Source organism: Legionella sp. PATHC032, assembly GCF_026191185.1.
Taxonomy (GTDB): Bacteria; Pseudomonadota; Gammaproteobacteria; order Legionellales; family Legionellaceae; genus Legionella.
Genome location: NZ_JAPHOV010000001.1, coordinates 1,508,081 through 1,525,266 on the forward strand (window position 1 = coordinate 1,508,081; position 17,186 = coordinate 1,525,266).

Sequence of the window (17,186 nt, forward strand, 5' to 3'; positions counted from 1 at the left end):
GTGATGCTAGATGCCAATTTATGAATATCAGTGCACAAACTGTCATCATCAATTTGATTTGATGCAAAAAGTTACAGATGCGCCTGTAAAACAATGTCCAAAGTGTTATGAAAATACTGTAACAAAACTTATTTCGCCTGCAGGATTTCAGTTGAAGGGAACTGGTTGGTATGCCACAGATTTTAAAAACAAAGGCAACGGACCTAAGGACTCAACTGAGAGTAAATCAGGAGATTCTGGCATCAATAAAGAAAATTCTTCTAAAGAACCCCCCGCATCAAGCTCTGCTGATAGTGCAAAATCGACAAAAGGTGATAGCGAGTGAAATTAATCTCTCTCAGAGCCTATTTAATTACCGGATTAATAGTATGGTTACCAATATTTGTAACCATTGTTGTCCTGAGATTTATTATCGATATGCTTGATAGCACGTTGGCTTTATTTCCAAAAGCATATCAACCTGAGCAGTTGTTCGGTTTCTATATACCAGGCTTTGGTGTTTTATTTTCATTGGTTTTATTACTCGTCACAGGAGTTATTGCAACCAATTTTTTTGGACAGAGACTCGTCAGTCGGGGTGAGTCCTTATTGGCTAAAATACCTCTGGTGCGTTCAATTTATAATGCAGTAAAGCAAGTCATTCATGCTGTACTATCAACTAATAGCCAAGCTTTTCGCAAAGTTGTTTTAGTTGAATATCCTCGTAAAGGACTTTGGACCATTGCATTTCAGACTGGCTCCGTTAATCCTGAAATTAAAGAGAAATCCAAGGAAGACATGATGTCTGTATTTGTTCCAACTACACCTAACCCTACTTCGGGTTTTATGTTGATGATACCCAGGCAAGATGCTATCGAGTTGAATATGAGCATTGATGAAGCATTAAAATTAGTAATATCGTTAGGTGTAATGCAGTCTGATCCTGCATTGGCACAAGTTAAAACTCAATAAACTTTAATAGGTGGTTTTATGCGTACACACTACTGTTCGGCCGTGAATGAATTAAGCTTGGATAAGCAAATCACAGTTTGTGGGTGGGTGCATAATAGACGAGATCATGGCGGAGTTATTTTTTTAGATATTCGTGATCGTTCCGGATTATTGCAAGTTGTGTATGAGCCTGAAAATAAAGAAATTTTTGCAATTGCTGAAAAACTAAGATCGGAGTTTGTTGTTCGTGTTACTGGCATTGTACGTAAAAGACCAGAGGGAATGATCAATGATAAAATGGAGACTGGTAAGGTTGAGGTAATTGGTACACAACTTGAAATTCTTAACCAATCTCCAACTCCACCGTTTTTGCCAGATGATCATCAAATTATCAATGAAGATTTACGTTATAAATACCGCTATATTGATTTGCGGCGTGCTGTTATGCAAAAGAAACTGACTTTAAGACACAAGTTAAACAGTTGTATACGTAATTACTTGAATGAGCAGAACTTTTTAGATATAGAAACGCCTATGTTGACTAAGGCAACTCCCGAGGGCGCACGTGATTATCTTGTGCCTTCAAGGGTGCATCCAGGACAATTCTATGCGTTACCTCAATCACCGCAATTATTTAAGCAATTGCTGATGATGTCAGGATTTGATAAATATTATCAAATTGTACGTTGTTTCAGAGATGAAGATTTACGAGCTGACAGACAGCCTGAGTTTACTCAGCTTGATATAGAAATGGCCTTTATTAATGAAGAAGACATATTGCAACTCATTGAGGGATTGCTCAAGGTTGTATTTAAGGAAATCCTTAACATTACCTTACCTGATAAATTGCTAAGAATGTCATATCAAGAGGCCATGACACGCTATGGAAGTGATAAACCCGATCTGCGTAATCCATTGGAGTTGATTGATATTGCAGATTTAGTTAAGGATTGTGATTTTAATGTGTTTGCTTCTGCTGCGAATGATAATTCAGGAAGAGTGGTCGCCTTAAAATTACCTAATGGATGTGATCTTAGTCGAAAAGATCTGGATAATTATGGACAATTTGTAACGATCTATGGCGCTAAAGGACTTGCATATATAAAAGTCAACGATTTAAGTGCTGGTATGGCGGGCTTGCAGTCACCCATTCTAAAGTTTTTGTCTGAAACGGCTGTGCAATCTATTCTTAATCGGGTTGAGGCGCAGACTGGCGACGTCATTTTTTTCGGAGCTGACAAAGCTCATGTAGTCAATGAATCTATGGGAGCCTTAAGGAATAAACTGGGTCATGATAGAAATCTGATTAATTCTGGATGGCAATTATTGTGGGTAGTTGATTGGCCAATGTTTGAACTGGATCCTCAAAGTAATAAGTTACAGCCTATGCATCATCCCTTTACATCCCCGCAGGAACTATCTGCCGAGGCACTTCGCTCCAAGCCAACGCAAACATTAGCCAAGGCATATGATATAGTTATTAATGGTTATGAAATTGGCGGTGGCTCTATTCGTATCCATCAACCTGAACTACAAAAAACTGTATTTGATTTGATCGGAATTGATGAGCAAGAGGCACATGAGAAATTTGGATTTTTACTCGATGCCTTACAATATGGTGCTCCACCCCATGGTGGAATTGCGTTGGGAATTGATAGATTAGCTATGCTGCTGACAGACTCAACTTCCATAAGGGATGTGATTGCGTTTCCCAAAACTCAAACAGCATCCTGTCCTTTAACAAGTGCGCCATCGCCTGCGGGCAATGCACAATTAACTGAACTGGGTATAAGACTTGCGCCAACTATTACGACAAAGTAATTTAAATTTAAGCACCACAAGTTTAAAATACTTGTGGTGCTTTTTCCTGCCTCTGTTTTTATTATTTTTTAGTTTTTCACTCTTTTCAGCATCGATTAAAGAAAACAATGCCACGCTAGTAGAATATTTGGCACATGAAAAAACTCATTTGACCATTGCTATCAATGAAATTAAACAAAAGAGTGCGCCTAAGGATGAGCAGGAATACAGTGAGAAATTAAGACAAATTAAAACTATTCTTTCAATGAATAAAGCAAAAATTGAGAGTTTGAATAGTTTTAGTGAAAATCAAAAGAAAGAAGAGGTCAATTTGAATGACCAACTAAAGCGTTTGCAACAAATGCCACTTGCCAATGCTGAAGTAACTATCCAAGAGAAAGTAGGTAAAATCGAGACCTTGCTTACTGTTAATAAAAAAACTACTGAGTTAATTGCAGAAACTTTGGATTTAGCTAAACAATATCAATTACTTTTAAATGATGCTTTGAATGAATTAAAACTTTGGAAAGCCAATTTCGATTTGGAAGAAAAGCTTAAGTCAATTAAAGCCATTAGAGATAAATTGAATAAAGAGCTGAATATCCTTTATCAGAATGCAGTATCCAGTCAAGATCAAAAGCAACCTGAACTGACGATTGGCGAACAGATTCAATATGAAGCTAATTTGTACATCAATAATCAAAGAATTGCAGTTATTCATCAAAAATTAAATGCATTGGAGTTACAGAAAAAGATAATTAAAACGAATATCCTGTTATTAAATAACTTGGATACCAAAGCCTTGCAATCTGCAATCGATAATTACAGAGAGGTTATTAATCAATATTCGGGTATAGAGAATTCTTTGCAAACAATTCTAAATTCTCTTACAAATCAGGCTAATCTTTTTGTTGAACCAGGGTTACGAAAATCCGTTATCTTATTGCAGAATGATGTTAAAGCAGAATTAAAAGAGACCTCTAATCAAAAACTTATCTTATCCAAAAATTTAGAGGATTATCAAAATCAATTAAAAAAACAGATCTCAACAAGACAAAGCTTAAGTGAATACAATATTGACAGTTGGGCAGTAATTCTCAAGAAGCTAATTGATATCCCCAATTTGTTCTATAAATACATCAAAACACTAACCATAAAGGTTTATGATAGCTATACTTGGTTAGATACTTTTCCTGCTGTTTTTTTATGGACAGTTTTGATTTTTATCCTGAGCCTGTTTTATATTTTAAATCATGTTTTGAAGACTTTAGCGAGAGATAAAGAACGCTCAAGATTTACTGGCTATCTTTATGGTGGAATACTTGTTTTACTGCAAAGAAACATACCTTACCTTTGTTTTTTCGCTATGTTATCCTTCATTTTATACTTCACCAGTATTTCCTATGCTAACTCTCAATTATTAATTAAACTCATTATCGTGTGGTTTACCTTTAGAGTTTTAATCTTAATAGCTCGTTTGATTTTGTTAGAAAGTATCTCGGACTCATCAGGTAAGGACGTTAAATTATATTATCGATTAAAATGGTTGTTGCTTTTTGGCGGATGGACAACCGCGTTGATGACATTTAGCCACTTGTTACCTTTATCAATTTTGCTACAAGATATATTCAATCGACTATTCATGCTTTTTATGTTAACGGTTTCCCTGGTAGCATGGAAAAGTAAAGATGTAATTCCTTATCTCATCAGACCATTACTGAAATCAAAGAAAAGGTATTTTAAAAATGCAATTTCCTTGCTGGTCATTTTAGTTCCTATTACCTTATTTACAACCGCAATCATTGGTTTAATTGGCTTTGTGAATCTGGCATGGACTATGAGTCGTTATCAAGCTTATATTCTATTAGTTTTAGTAGGATATATTCTCGTAAGAGGTTTGATATTTGACGCATTAGAACTTTTCTCTGAGTGGATGATATCTTCATTGAAAAATGGTTGGTTATGGATAGAGGTTTTCCTCAAGCCAATCGATAAAATCTTGCGTATTGTCTTGTTTTTAACAAGTGCATTAATTTTATTTCAGTTGTTTGGTTGGTACTCTGATTCACTGGTTATGACTAGCCTTGAAAAAGTGGTTCAATACAGTATTCTTAATATTACAGGCATACATATTACAGTTGCCAGTATCATTGAATTTCTTATTCTGCTCGCTGTTTTAGTATGGGCAGCAAAGTGGACAAGAGAATTTTGCTTTCGATGGTTATATAAGAATACCAAAGATGTGGGTATACGCCATAGTTTATCCGTATTTACACAGTATGCGGTCATATTACTGGGTACTTTCATAACTCTTCATGTTCTGGGACTGGATTTTAGCGGTATGTCGATGATACTTGGAGGGCTTGCGGTCGGTATGGGTTTCGGTTTAAGAGATTTTGCTTCAAATATTGTTGGAGGCATTATGCTTTTAATTGAAAGACCAGTAAGAGAAGGTGACTTAATTACCATAGGTGAATATGAGGGGCAAGTAGCTCATATAGGCATTCGCTCCATGCGTGTATCCTCATGGGATAATACTCAGGTTTTGATTCCTAATGCTGAAACATTTAATAAACCTTTTACAAACTGGACTCATCAAGATGGTATTATTCGTACGGTCATACCGATAAAGGTAAGTAGAGCTGATGATCCAGTGATGATTCAACAGTTAATACTTGATGTATTAGCAATTATTCCGGAAATTGTTCCAGATCCACCTGCCCAGGTTTTTTTAAAGAAAATCGATACAGCTTTAATAGAATTTGAAGCGCGGTATTTTATTAATATCCAGAATCATAACCGTGTTGAAGTAAGGTCAAAAGTCTTGTTTGCGATAACCGCACAATTCAAAGCGGCAGGAATACAGCCGCCAATTGAGCCTATTACTGTTGAACTAAAAGAGAGCACCAGTGATTTTAGCCTTAAAAAGCAAACCACCGAGGAATGAAAAAGAACTGTTGGAGCAATGCCAGCGAATTGAGGGGTTTAGTTTCGCTCAGTTAGCTCTTGAATTGGGTCTATTTACCCCTTTAAATCCTGTTCATCGAAAAGGATGGGTAGGGCAAGCTCTTGAGTTAGCCTTAGGTACTGATGCAAAAAATGAGTCGCTACCTGATTTCAAGCAATTGGGTATTGAATTAAAAACGATACCTATTAATAAATTAGGGAAACCGGCTGAATCCACATTTATTGTTTCTATTCCACTACTGACCATACATCAGCAAAGTTGGGAGTCCTCACAATGTTACGCTAAATTAAAAAGGGTATTATGGATTCCTGTAGAGGGAGATACAGATATTCCGTTTCCTCATAGAAGAATTGGACGTGGATTTTTATGGTCTCCGAATAAAGATCAGGAATCTGTTCTTGCAGAAGATTGGAATTATTTAACAAATCAAATCGTTATGGGACAATTAGAAACATTAAATTCTTCTTCGGGAGAATATCTTCAAGTAAGACCTAAGGCAGCCAATGGAAAATCTTTATGCTATGGTTATGACGCAGAGGGTAATCGTATAAAAACGCTACCAAGAGGATTTTATTTACGCTCCTGTTTTACATCCGTAATTTTTAGCCAATCTTAATTTTAAAGATTAATTAAGCATTATGTGTCTACCGGCATTATGATAAATTTTACAGGTATTCTTAGGGAAAACTCATTAAAGCTTTTGTCGATTAGTATGAATGGATGATATTTGTTCAGATATTGCTAGAGGAGTAACTATCGATTCTCTTGCTGCATATAACTTTCTATTAAACAATGACCATTTGAGATCATGGTAGGGTAAGGGCTCTTCTGGTTTGTTCTCACTAGAATACATTTTATCCTTGTGAATATTATGAGAGTAAGATTCTCCTGATATTCTGTTCTCCGGATGTTTTATTGTATTGTCATGTATGGCAGTGGAAAAATAAAGAGAGGCTATACCAAGTATTAGCGTCGTACCTGCTAATAGTGCAATCATTATTCCTAGCGATACAGGATTAGAAATAACAGCCAAACCAGCTGCTGAGCTTGTAGAAAATACAAAGAGACTTACACCTATTGCTAAAATAGCGGTGGTTGCAGCAATACAAACAAGAATGGTATTACGAGTGAAATTGGTTAGTGATACTTGTGCTTCACTTGCTTTGGGTAACCAGAGCGCAAAGACTTGATCATTAAGCTTAATAGACAATTTATTTAATTGGAAGAGCTGAGTATTTTTATTCGGAAGAAACTGTAAATCTTTAAAGACGCGATTTTTATTTGCTTTAATCGAGTTTGCAATGACTGCTGTTGTTGGCAATGGGCCTAAATGGGCATGGGCTTGAATTTCCTTTTGCCATGCTTTATCAATTTCCATTGCATTCTCTTGATATTCTTTATGTAACTGCATTAATAAACTGCTAGTGATATAAAAATGAATACTATCAAGAATAAATCGATCTAAAACGCTAATTTGGTTATCACGTGGATCAAAATTATCAAAATTACCGAAAAAATACCGAATTCTATTTTGATTATGTGTTCCTATGAAATCGTAAATTTTTTTATGATTATTAGTCAACAGTTTAAAAAATATTTCGTCAGGAAGCTCTTTTATATCATACCTTGCTTTAATACATTCTTTTAATTTGCTGATGTCAGATATCTGCTCTAGAAACATTTTTTTGTATTGATTGTAAAGCAATTCCTTGTTTGCAAAAATAGTTTTCATCTTGAGAAACCTTTGTGGAGTAAATCAATGACATTATTTGCTGTTAATCATCCTCATATTGGCCTTAATGATGATTATGCCTCCTTTCTTTAATGCTAATGCCAACCTTTAATAAGGCTTAAGGTCGGCAAGAAAAACATCAGCTCTTTACCTAATACGACCGTTAGGTAATATTTAAGCATGAGGGATCTATTACCATTATTTTGAATTAGATCCTGCCAACATTCCTGGTATGGTTGTTTGCAACAAATTTTTAAATGAGTTGACAGGTTGAGTTAGCTTGGCTTTCAATAGATCTCTAAAATCAGAGTTCGTAGCAAAATACTTGACTGCCTGCTCAAAACCAGCAAAAACACCTAAGTCAAGACCCCTTGTTTCTACCTGCACTTTTAGGTTTTTAATTCGTTGCACTTGATCCTGACTCGGTTTACTGGCTGTTGAGAACAGTGAAAATGGCGCTGATACTATAGAATAGCCTATGGACAATGTGTTGGATAGGATTCCACTTTGAGTTTCTGCGGTTTTTACTTCTTTAGGCCAGGCAATCATAAAGTCAGTAGAGCATAAAGGGGCGATTAATTTAATCATGCGCTGGATATCAGGATACAAAAGGTTATTGGTATTATCGATATCGGTACTATAGTTTTCTTTGTTATTTTTTAGACACCAATTATAGAGTACTTTCATCCCTTTCAATTGTTCATAAAAATCGGTCATGCTAAATGATTCAAGAATGTAACCAGAAACGCCTAAATAGAGACAGGCTGCAAGAAGGTGATTCGCAAATTCAGGAATAGGCAAAAACCTTCCAACTATCCACGAGCCTCCCCAAGCTGTTAATGCAGTACTCATTGTTTGATAGAGGTACATTTGATTGACACTTAACTCAAATTGTTTGATGTACTTTTCCAATGCCTGAGTGTGTTCCTTATTATCCAGGTTGAAGGGAGATGAGGTCAGAACTCTTAGGGCTTCTTTCCTTTTGGCTCTTTCAACTCCGACTTCAGCCATTCCAACTGCGTTTACCTTACCCACAATTCTCTCCTTGAAATCAAAATTTCATTTTATACTATAAATTTAAAAAATAATGAATTAGATTTTAGCTAAGAGTTCAATTAATTTAACTTAATAAAAAAGACGAGGTATAATAAAAGCGATTAATCAAATTGAAGTCAATATCATGCCTCGTACAATGTTTTTTTCCGTTGATGCAGCTAATCTCCAAAATTTACAAATTACAAATCAAAAAGCTTTTGCAGCGTTGGAGAGTTATCTGAATGATAATGATTCACCAGGTGCCTGGAATAATAATCAAGGATACAAATATACTCATAAGGATGTTACTTATTGCTTCTCATTTAATCAATCCTTAGTAAGACGCCCAAGAAAATCGGATCAAAAAAAACATACATTTGAAATTTTTGACCCTAATAAGAACCCTTTAGGCAAGGGAGCGTACGGTATTGTGTATCCCATTTTAGGTACAATTCAGTTTGAATTTGGAAATGCAATTAAAAGACCACCAAAGAATAAATTAGTTAAAATACAAAACCATAGTGAACGCGATCAAAGTTATTCTGTACTACGTGAATATCAAGGGCTTCTTCAATCAGGGCATATAGCGGTTAAACCGCCAATATTTGTAGAAAACAAAGAGAGTAAATTCAGTTACTTGATTATGGAAAAAGCGGAGGGTATCGTTTTAGAGAAGTTTCTAAATCCCATTAAGCGGCTTGATTTGTCTGAAGAGGTACCTGAGCTTAATCTTATTAATCGGATTGAGATTACTTTTGCCATTTTAAAAGCAATTAAAGAACAGGTGACTGATAAGCATTTGATTCACCGAGATATAAAACCAGGAAATATTATAATCGATTTTAGCAAATCTCCTCCGATAGCTAAGGTAATCGATTTTGGTTTTGTACTTAGAGCGTCAGAGCAGGATTATCGTCGTTGTGGAACCCGAGCATACAGAGCACCGGAATCTTTCAATCCCCAGGCACTCTACACAGCAAAAGCTGATGTTTGGTCAACAGGCAGGATATTAAGTTATTTGTGGGGAGATAAGTATACTAATTATTATATTTCTCGTGATAAGGGTTTGGACTATGTGCTTGAGAAGTCAAGAAATGAGTTACTCTTCTCTGATCCGGAGTTGGAGCTCTATTTAACCAGTGAAGATAAAAATAAAATCAAAGATTGCCTAAGTGCAATGCTTATAGTCGCCCCTGAGAAAAGAGGATCAATAGATAAGGCCATCAAACAGTTTTCCCAAATTGACTTTGAAAAATATAAAAGATTAAGGCGCTCGACAAATTCTGAACTTGATTTAACAGATAATGATATTAAATTAAGAAAACAGCTCAATTCAATTCATCTGCATTTGATTACCCTACAGAGGAAAGAAAAAGATTTGCGTTATAGGGAATATTTTGATGCAGCGAGTGCGATGAGTCGATTGGTTCATAAGCTCACCATCTACACCAATTATCTTGAAAAAAATCCAGATCCCTTTTTAATAAAACGTTATAAAGAGAGCTGTATCACAGAAATAGATTTAGCTAATTTGACTTTGCAAAATCACCGAGATGCCTTATGGCTGGTGGCTGAGTTATCAACTGCTATCCTTTTGCTTGGTGTAGGGTATTTATTTGCTTTGGGGGTAAATTATTACTACACAGGTCGCCTGGGTTTATTTTCTCAAACCAGGTCTGAGAAAATGGTGGAGGAAACGAAAAGCTCGATTTTGGATATTGTGGTTGGAAATTAAAAATCTGTATTTCCCGGATTATAACAAAATTGTCTAACCCGGGTGGTTGGCACTTAGATTCTTAGCACTTGAGACTGAGCTGCATTCAGGTTCTCTAGTTTTTGCAAGGAGTCCGTTTCAAAATGAAAGAAAAAGTGACGACCTTCCGTTTTATAGTAGTTAATAGAAGCTGCAATCAAATAGAGAACACCAAGCCCTACGATAGCTGCCCCTACATTAACTAATAAAGGTTTCCATCCTCTATGTTGTTCCAGTACAGGTCTAGCCCTATCAATTTCTCTTTGGCATGTTTGTTTGAAATTTTCGTATGCCTCGGGTGTTTTATGATAAAAATATAATTGGGAGGCTATTAATAATTCTTGATGCAGTCTATTAGCTGCCTTTGATGCGGATTCATAATGATAAGGATCAGACTCTGCTTTTTTGCTTAATTCTTCCGCTTTTTTTCTGATGTTTTCCAATTCGATATTAAATTGAGTAGTGAATGACGTTTTAGTGTGCTCAAGCTCATTCAAAAATAGTTCTTTTTCATCTTGAGAGATTAATTCAGAATTAACAAAAGAAAGTAAGGTATTTTTGAGCCTGGCATCGGTTATTTGTTGAGAGTACTTAATATTAATTTGAATTTGATCCATGTCATCATAGGTGATGTTAGGGATACCTCCTATAAAATAAAGAATGTACAGATTATTGAAAAGGGTAGTAATTCTTTGCAGTGCCTCTTTATTTTTAGGACAAATGGTTAGAACATTATGAGCTAGACTGATATCAATTTTTTCACAAGAAAGTTTAAACGATGACATACTAAACCTCATATAATTCAGAGATTTCCCTATGCAACAATTCATTTCCATTGAAGGCAGGTGCAGTATAAGTAGAGAAGCTTAAGATTTTATTAAGAAAAGCTTTAAATTTAACAATTTTTCAAAAAATCTTTACGATTTTTTGAAATGAAAAAAATACCATTAAATACTATGGATTTTTTTATAAAAAACCACACCCTTCATCCAATTGATGGTTACCTTGCTGAAAGCAGAGTTACCTATGAAAACAGGTAAAATCAATGGGAAAAGAGGTAAAATCCATGGGTTATTAGCAGAATTCCAATAATTAATACCACTATTGAAATCACATAATAACCTGTCCCTGTATAGGCTTTTTGACTGCATTTCACCATAAACTCGGGAAATCCAAGCCATAATATTGATTTAATCAAAATAAGCCAGGCTACCAGGGTGACTAATACTTCTGATTCAGGAACCCAAATGTTATGGACCAGTACAAGGCAAATACCAATAATTAATCCCAAGCTTCCAGCCGTTACGATCGTGGCACTGCCTTCTTTGAGATGAGTCAACAATTGACGATAATATGAAGCTCTTGAAAGCATTATAATTCCCACAATAAGAAGATAGAGACCTATTGCTTGTGCCAAAAATAAAGAGTGAATTGATTCTTGCATGGTTGGCTCCTTGTGATTCCGCTCCTAAATTAATTATAGTACATGCAGGGTTGGGTTTGTTAATTAGTTGGACATTTGCAATGGTTACTACTCATCTAAAACAACTTGTGTATTATATTTGGTTCTATTAAGACAAAAGCTGCTTCTGAATTTTCTAATATTGGGTTCATTTGCGAATACTCTTCTGGCAAATTCATTGTAGTGATTCATATCTTTGACATGAATAATAAGCAGGTAATCTGTGTCTCCGGAGACAAAATAGCACTGCATAACCTCAGGTTCCTCGGACATTTTCCTTTCAAAATGAGTTAAAAGATCTTCTCTTTGTTTTTCAAGAGTAATATTGACGAACACAATTAATGGCCTACCTACTTTAAATGGATCAACCAAAGCAACATCACTAACGATAATCTTTTCCTCTCTCAGGCGTTTGACTCTTCGAAAACAGGGTGGGGCAGAGATTCCAACTATATCTGCCAATGCCTGGTTAGTAATTTGATTATTTTTCTGAAGAATATTTAGAATTTTTCTATCAATTTTATCAAGTATTTCAATTGGATATTCTGTATTTTTTTCATTTGGATAATTTTTTGTTGTCTTGTTTTTCATATATTACCTTTTGTTGCAAAAATACATTATAAAAAGTAATTTTTATAAATAAAATAAGAAATTTATTTATATTTGTTTTGTGTTAGCTTACCTCCACACAGACTTGCAGGAGGTTACCAATGATTACAATCAGATTAGCTGAAATGAACGAGATTCAATTTTTAAATCAATTAATTTCTTGTTCAGCAAGAGAGCTTAGCCAGGAAGATTATACAAAGGAAGAAATTGAAGGAGCTATTCAATATGTATTTGGTGTAGATTTAGAGTTAATTTTAGACAAAACTTATTTTGTTATAGAAAAGGATGGGCAAATTGCTGGTTGCGGAGGATGGAGTCGAAGAAAAACATTATTCGGTGGCAGTCAATATAAAGGCAGGGAGCAAGGAGTATATCTGGATCCTCAACAAGATTTTGCAAAAATAAGAGCTTTTTTTATTCATCCCAAATTCGCAAGACAAGGATTGGGAAGTACTCTGTTAAAACATTGTGAACATGAGGCTCTTTTACAAAAATTTACTCGGTTTGAGATGATGGCCACTTTACCGGGAGTTAAGCTCTATAGCGCTTTTGGTTATCACTCTACCTCAAATGAAGTGATTACTCTCCCCAATAATGTTACGTTAAGATTTGTTCGGATGACGAAAGGTTAAGAGTAATTCATTTTATACTGTCTGGAGTCATTATTGACTCATGGTTATTGAAACTTAATTTATCATCATAATGTTAGGAACGGTTATCTTAATGAACATAATCCGATTAGATTAATAACGTAATTTAAGTTTTACTTAAGTTATTTGTGATATATTCATGACCACTTTGTAAATATTTAGTTTATTTTTGGTGTTTTCTCCAGTTGAGACAACAGTAAAAATTTAGATTATAACCAGGTGGGATAAATATATGAAAGAGCAACAAAAGGCAATTTTTATTGAGAATATCAAATCAATATGCGTTATTGACGAGCAAATGGCTAAAGAATTGGCTGATTCATTACTTGAAATTCACCAGTTAAATACTGGTATTAATGAACAAACACTGGTTAGTAAGGTGTTTTTAACTAAATTTGCTCTCTACCTTAAAATTGGGAAAGAAATTGCTTTAGATTGGGTTCGAAAAAATAAGGACCTGGATACTCCGTTTCCTTCTAATGCTGTCGAAAGTCAGCCTGTTCAGGATGCGAAAAAGCCCGTTGAGAACAATGTTCAAGTATATGGGCCTATGACAATTGGTAAATCTCCTGTTAAAACGACTTTAAATCAATTGACTGGCACGTTATTGAGCGAGCTGGTTGAGGTCGGAAAAAAAGAGAAAGCTCAAAAATTACGAGCTTACATATTCGACCAATTGGCAAGGCGATTAGAAGCAGAACTTAGTCAAGAGCAGATTAACGACTTATATAACAGGATCAGGGGTAATGGTGACTATGCCAAGAGCGTATCATTTTCTGAAGAACAACTTAAAATTTTAAATGAAAAAGTTATTCCAGAATTAAAGAGAGAGCTCAGTGACCTCCGTAACGGGAGTGTTAATATCCTGGGGTTGGACGTTAGCCTTGAAGATAAATACGCATTTGATACATCGGATATATTTTCTGTCTGGTTTAGCAATAATCCGGCAGTTTGCATGCCAAAACATGTTAAGGCAGAAGTAGAAAAAACTGCAAAACTTAATCAGCCAGGCAAAACCCGAATTGTTTTTAGCTCATTATGCTTAAATGAGACAGCCAGACTTGAATTTCAACAATGGGCAAAGGAAAATAACATTGAATTAGTTGATATTGATTCAATAGATTTAGAATCAGTCAGTGAAACTGATGCTCAATTGCTAAATCTGGCCAAATATGAACTTGCAGCAATGAGAAAGGGTAAGGGAGGAAATCCTGCGGCAGCATCCGATCTGGTGCGTTGGGTTGATGTAATCATTGGAGAAAGTAGCACTTATATTGATATTGATTTGCCAATGAATGATAAAAAAATTGCGGTTGAGGTCCATTCTGGCTTCCCGGTTCTACTTAATATGGGATCGGCGCTCACAAAGGATGGTTCACAACCGCCTTTGGAAAACCCTGCTTTCAATACTGATATGATTGCTTATAGCAAAGATAAAGAGGCACGTCGTCAAATAATCGAGGGGGTTGCCAAAAAGATCATTGCGCGTTATGAAAACTGCGCGAAATATATTGATGAAAGCAAAAACGAAGAGTTAGTAAGTTTAAAAAATTCGCCAGGCTATCAATTACTTGTTGAAAAAACAAATGGCAAATTTGATTTATGTACTTTAAGGGCGGCGGTTTCAGGGGCTCACCAGGATGCTTTGTCGTTTGCAACTTTTTTTGGTGCCGAATATTTCGCTAAAATTTTTGCTACACAAGAACTTGTACCTGTAATTAAAGAAGCAATTCAGCATCAAAATCAAGACGTGCTTACATCTATTATTGAAAATCATATAGAAAAACAAAAGATCAATGATTATCCTAAGACTCGCGATGGTATCCAAAAACTGTTGAAATCATTTCAAGGGATTGTATATAAACCATTGGTTATGGAGTTCTCAGGCCCAAGTGCCGTGTCATCGTCTTGGGTGGAAGCTCTATCCGGCAGATCCATACCTAGGAATTTTGAATATTTAGCTGAACCTATGTCTCAACCATTAAGAGTTTTACAGCATCACGCTTGTATATCTGGAAAAGCTAATTTTTCTTCTGATAATATTCCTAAATGGTGTGAACTTCAGTCTGACGTAGAAAAACGACAACAACAAAGAGAGGATGGACTTTCTTGGCTTCCTGATGCTCAAGAGAAGCTTAAGAAGGAAGGACAACAAATCAAGCTTGAGGAAGAGCAACGAATCAAGCTTGAGGAAGAGCAACGAATCAAGCTTGAGGAAGAGCAACGAATCAAGCTTGAGGAAGAACAACGAATCAAGCTTGAGGAAGAACAACGAATCAAGCTTGAGGAAGAACAACGAATCAAGCTTGAGGAAGAACAACGAATCAAGCTTGAGGAAGAACAACGAATCAAGCTTGAGGAAGAACAACGAATCAAGCTTGAGGAAGAACAACGAATCAAGCTTGAGGAAGAACATAAAAGCAAAAAATACTTTGCTGAGTCCGATGCTATTGATCTCATTTTGAATAATTTTGAAAATGAAATTAACTCTATTGGTGATTATCATGCTCCTGCGAAGCAAAGAGCTATAGAATTGTTAGATACTTTGAGAAAATATAAAGAGGAAGCATTTAATGAACCAAGCAGAGAAAAATTAATCACTTTTGCGCAAAATGCAAAAAGAGCGATTCAAGACGCTACACCAATACTGCAAAAAGATTTAGGTTGGGGAGATTATTTAACCAATTTAGCGAAACAATTGGTTAATGCAGTGACCTTTGCTGTAGCTTATACTGTAACTTTTGGGACTACCAAACATCAAGGCTTTTTTGCTTTGAAATCTTCTATGGCGGTTAGTCAATCCCAAAATCTTGAAGAGTCGATCAATAGTGAATTGGGTCAAAAAAACTGTTAGGGAATAGACTGGACATAGAATGCTAATGGGTAAGAAATTATTTTTCCTGCCCAAGCATTCTTTTTGGATCTAATGTATTTCGATTCAGTAATTTTGGTTTAGAAATGAAAGATTGCAATTTATTTCATTTTACCGATAATGTGCAAAATAGATTGTGTAAGATCAAGATAAGTACACATTGTATATCGTAACGATGTTAGGAGAGTTAGATGCGTAGAAATAAAGCAATGCAAATACCTAAAAAAAGAACACAAATTTCAACTATTTCAGAATCAAGTAAAGAAGATTTGGATGTTGTACCCGAGCATTCTGAGGAACTGGATGTATCTCCCAGCAAAGAACACAAGAAATCTAACAGTAAAAAACTGGAGAGTACTGCCCGTAAAGAACAAATTAGGAAATTAGAAGGAGAGCTTCACAGTCACATTCAAGATGCTATGGATTTAGAAGAGGAATCTTTTGCAGAATTTAGTATTAACACTGAAAGACCAAGCAATTATTTATTTCGCTTTGTCAGTGAAAAAGAATATTTGGCAATTCTTGAAAATTTAAATCAAGGAAAGAGAATATTTGGTAACAAAACAAAAGTATGTGAAGAGGAAGACGATAAGATATCGACTAAAGCAAAAGGGGAAACTTTTTTTGCTTTTGATCTTAAATATGCTCAAAAATATTTCAATAAAGGTACACGACGTGCTGGAGTGATGCTTGCTATAGAGTTGCAGGAAGATGCTGATACCAAGTTGTTATCTAATAGCGAAATTATTAGAAGAATCGGAGATGATCCTGGAATGGCCGGGGGCCGATGGGCGAAGTGTAAGAAAGTAAAACCTGGCGAAAGAGGGGTAGTGGTAGTTAAGTGCGAAGGTGTTGGCTCATGCAAATATCCATATACCTTAGGTTTTAGAGAAGGGGAAGAAGGTGTCAGTCCTTTCGACGTACTATTTGAGTTAACGCGTTCTGTAAAGGTACTGGGCAAGAATGGCTCTTGCAAAACTATTTATCATTATTCGGCTGCGCCAAAGGAAACAGAGCTTACAAGCATTGTGAAAGATGCTGAAAGTGGCATAGACGAGATTCTTAGTGATGAATTTTTATCAGTTGTTTCAAGTTCTCCTTCATCACGCTTTGGTTTCTTTACAAAAAATGAGTCTGAAGGCATTTCAGGATTGGTTCATCTGACACCTGAAGATAAAATCCTACCCTCTCAAGATAATACACCCTCACATCATTAATTAGGTTAAATTTTTAAGACTTTGGACGGGTAATTAAATACTATTTATTTACCCGTTTCTGTGTATATCCTTAATGGCAATGGATAGGCACATACAACTAATTTATCAATTTTGCTTCCATTGCTGAATACAACTTACTTATTCGTTGGTTTAAGCCA

At 35.5% G+C, this 17,186-nt stretch carries 14 protein-coding genes; 9 read left to right on the top strand and 5 right to left on the bottom strand.

The window, feature by feature from the left end; all coding sequences use genetic code 11:
* The first annotated feature begins 10 nt into the window (after nucleotides 1-10).
* From OQJ02_RS06875 to mutH, 5 genes are read left to right on the top strand one after another with little or no spacing between them, the layout of a single operon-like run.
* Entirely contained in the window at nucleotides 11-325 is a 315-nt protein-coding gene (locus OQJ02_RS06875; protein WP_265718477.1) for an FmdB family zinc ribbon protein, read from the top strand.
* Nucleotides 322-951, top strand: a complete 630-nt coding sequence (locus OQJ02_RS06880; protein WP_265718478.1) for a DUF502 domain-containing protein — start codon at nucleotides 322-324, stop codon at nucleotides 949-951. Before OQJ02_RS06875 ends, OQJ02_RS06880 begins: the two co-directional genes overlap by 4 nt.
* 18 nt (nucleotides 952-969) lie before the next feature.
* Nucleotides 970-2,751, top strand: coding sequence for an aspartate--tRNA ligase (gene aspS / locus OQJ02_RS06885; RefSeq protein WP_265718479.1), 1,782 nt, complete (start codon nucleotides 970-972; stop codon nucleotides 2,749-2,751).
* Complete coding sequence (locus tag OQJ02_RS06890; RefSeq protein ID WP_265718480.1) at nucleotides 2,726-5,677, top strand: mechanosensitive ion channel domain-containing protein; 2,952 nt, start codon at nucleotides 2,726-2,728, stop codon at nucleotides 5,675-5,677. Before aspS ends, OQJ02_RS06890 begins: the two co-directional genes overlap by 26 nt.
* Nucleotides 5,640-6,314 carry a DNA mismatch repair endonuclease MutH gene (mutH, locus tag OQJ02_RS06895; RefSeq protein ID WP_265718481.1) on the top strand — a complete coding sequence of 225 codons (675 nt, stop codon included), beginning with the start codon at nucleotides 5,640-5,642 and terminating at the stop codon, nucleotides 6,312-6,314. The genes OQJ02_RS06890 and mutH overlap by 38 nt, the downstream gene beginning before the upstream one ends.
* Before the next feature lie 75 nt (nucleotides 6,315-6,389).
* On the opposite strand, the gene OQJ02_RS06900 is transcribed toward mutH, so the two are convergent.
* Both OQJ02_RS06900 and OQJ02_RS06905 read right to left on the bottom strand, forming a co-directional pair.
* Nucleotides 6,390-7,430, bottom strand: coding sequence for a hypothetical protein (locus OQJ02_RS06900; protein ID WP_265718482.1), 1,041 nt, complete (start codon nucleotides 7,428-7,430; stop codon nucleotides 6,390-6,392).
* A gap of 198 nt (nucleotides 7,431-7,628) precedes the next feature.
* Nucleotides 7,629-8,465, bottom strand: a complete 837-nt coding sequence (locus OQJ02_RS06905; RefSeq protein ID WP_265718483.1) for a hypothetical protein — start codon at nucleotides 8,463-8,465, stop codon at nucleotides 7,629-7,631.
* A gap of 145 nt (nucleotides 8,466-8,610) precedes the next feature.
* Here OQJ02_RS06905 and legK1 point away from each other — a divergent pair, with 145 nt between their 5' ends.
* Nucleotides 8,611-10,200, top strand: a complete 1,590-nt coding sequence (legK1, locus tag OQJ02_RS06910) for a Dot/Icm type IV secretion system effector kinase LegK1 (RefSeq protein ID WP_265718484.1) — start codon at nucleotides 8,611-8,613, stop codon at nucleotides 10,198-10,200.
* Nucleotides 10,201-10,253: 53 nt separating this feature from the next.
* Here the strand turns inward: legK1 and OQJ02_RS06915 are convergent, their stop codons facing one another.
* From OQJ02_RS06915 to OQJ02_RS06925, 3 genes are all read right to left on the bottom strand, one after another.
* Nucleotides 10,254-11,063, bottom strand: coding sequence for a lpg1484 family Dot/Icm T4SS effector (locus tag OQJ02_RS06915; RefSeq protein WP_265719805.1), 810 nt, complete (start codon nucleotides 11,061-11,063; stop codon nucleotides 10,254-10,256).
* A 197-nt stretch (nucleotides 11,064-11,260) separates the two neighbouring features.
* A complete protein-coding gene (locus OQJ02_RS06920; RefSeq protein ID WP_265718485.1) occupies nucleotides 11,261-11,662 on the bottom strand; it encodes a hypothetical protein in 402 nt (133 codons plus the stop codon).
* A gap of 87 nt (nucleotides 11,663-11,749) precedes the next feature.
* Entirely contained in the window at nucleotides 11,750-12,271 is a 522-nt protein-coding gene (locus OQJ02_RS06925; RefSeq protein WP_265718486.1) for an Lrp/AsnC family transcriptional regulator, read from the bottom strand.
* Between the two features lie 119 nt (nucleotides 12,272-12,390).
* Here OQJ02_RS06925 and OQJ02_RS06930 point away from each other — a divergent pair, with 119 nt between their 5' ends.
* From OQJ02_RS06930 to OQJ02_RS06940, 3 genes are all read left to right on the top strand, one after another.
* Complete coding sequence (locus OQJ02_RS06930) at nucleotides 12,391-12,921, top strand: GNAT family N-acetyltransferase (RefSeq protein WP_265718487.1); 531 nt, start codon at nucleotides 12,391-12,393, stop codon at nucleotides 12,919-12,921.
* Between the two features lie 250 nt (nucleotides 12,922-13,171).
* Complete coding sequence (locus OQJ02_RS06935) at nucleotides 13,172-15,793, top strand: glycosyltransferase family 88 protein (protein WP_265718488.1); 2,622 nt, start codon at nucleotides 13,172-13,174, stop codon at nucleotides 15,791-15,793.
* 209 nt (nucleotides 15,794-16,002) lie between these two features.
* Nucleotides 16,003-17,028 carry a hypothetical protein gene (locus OQJ02_RS06940; RefSeq protein WP_265718489.1) on the top strand — a complete coding sequence of 342 codons (1,026 nt, stop codon included), beginning with the start codon at nucleotides 16,003-16,005 and terminating at the stop codon, nucleotides 17,026-17,028.
* Nucleotides 17,029-17,186 lie beyond the last annotated feature (158 nt).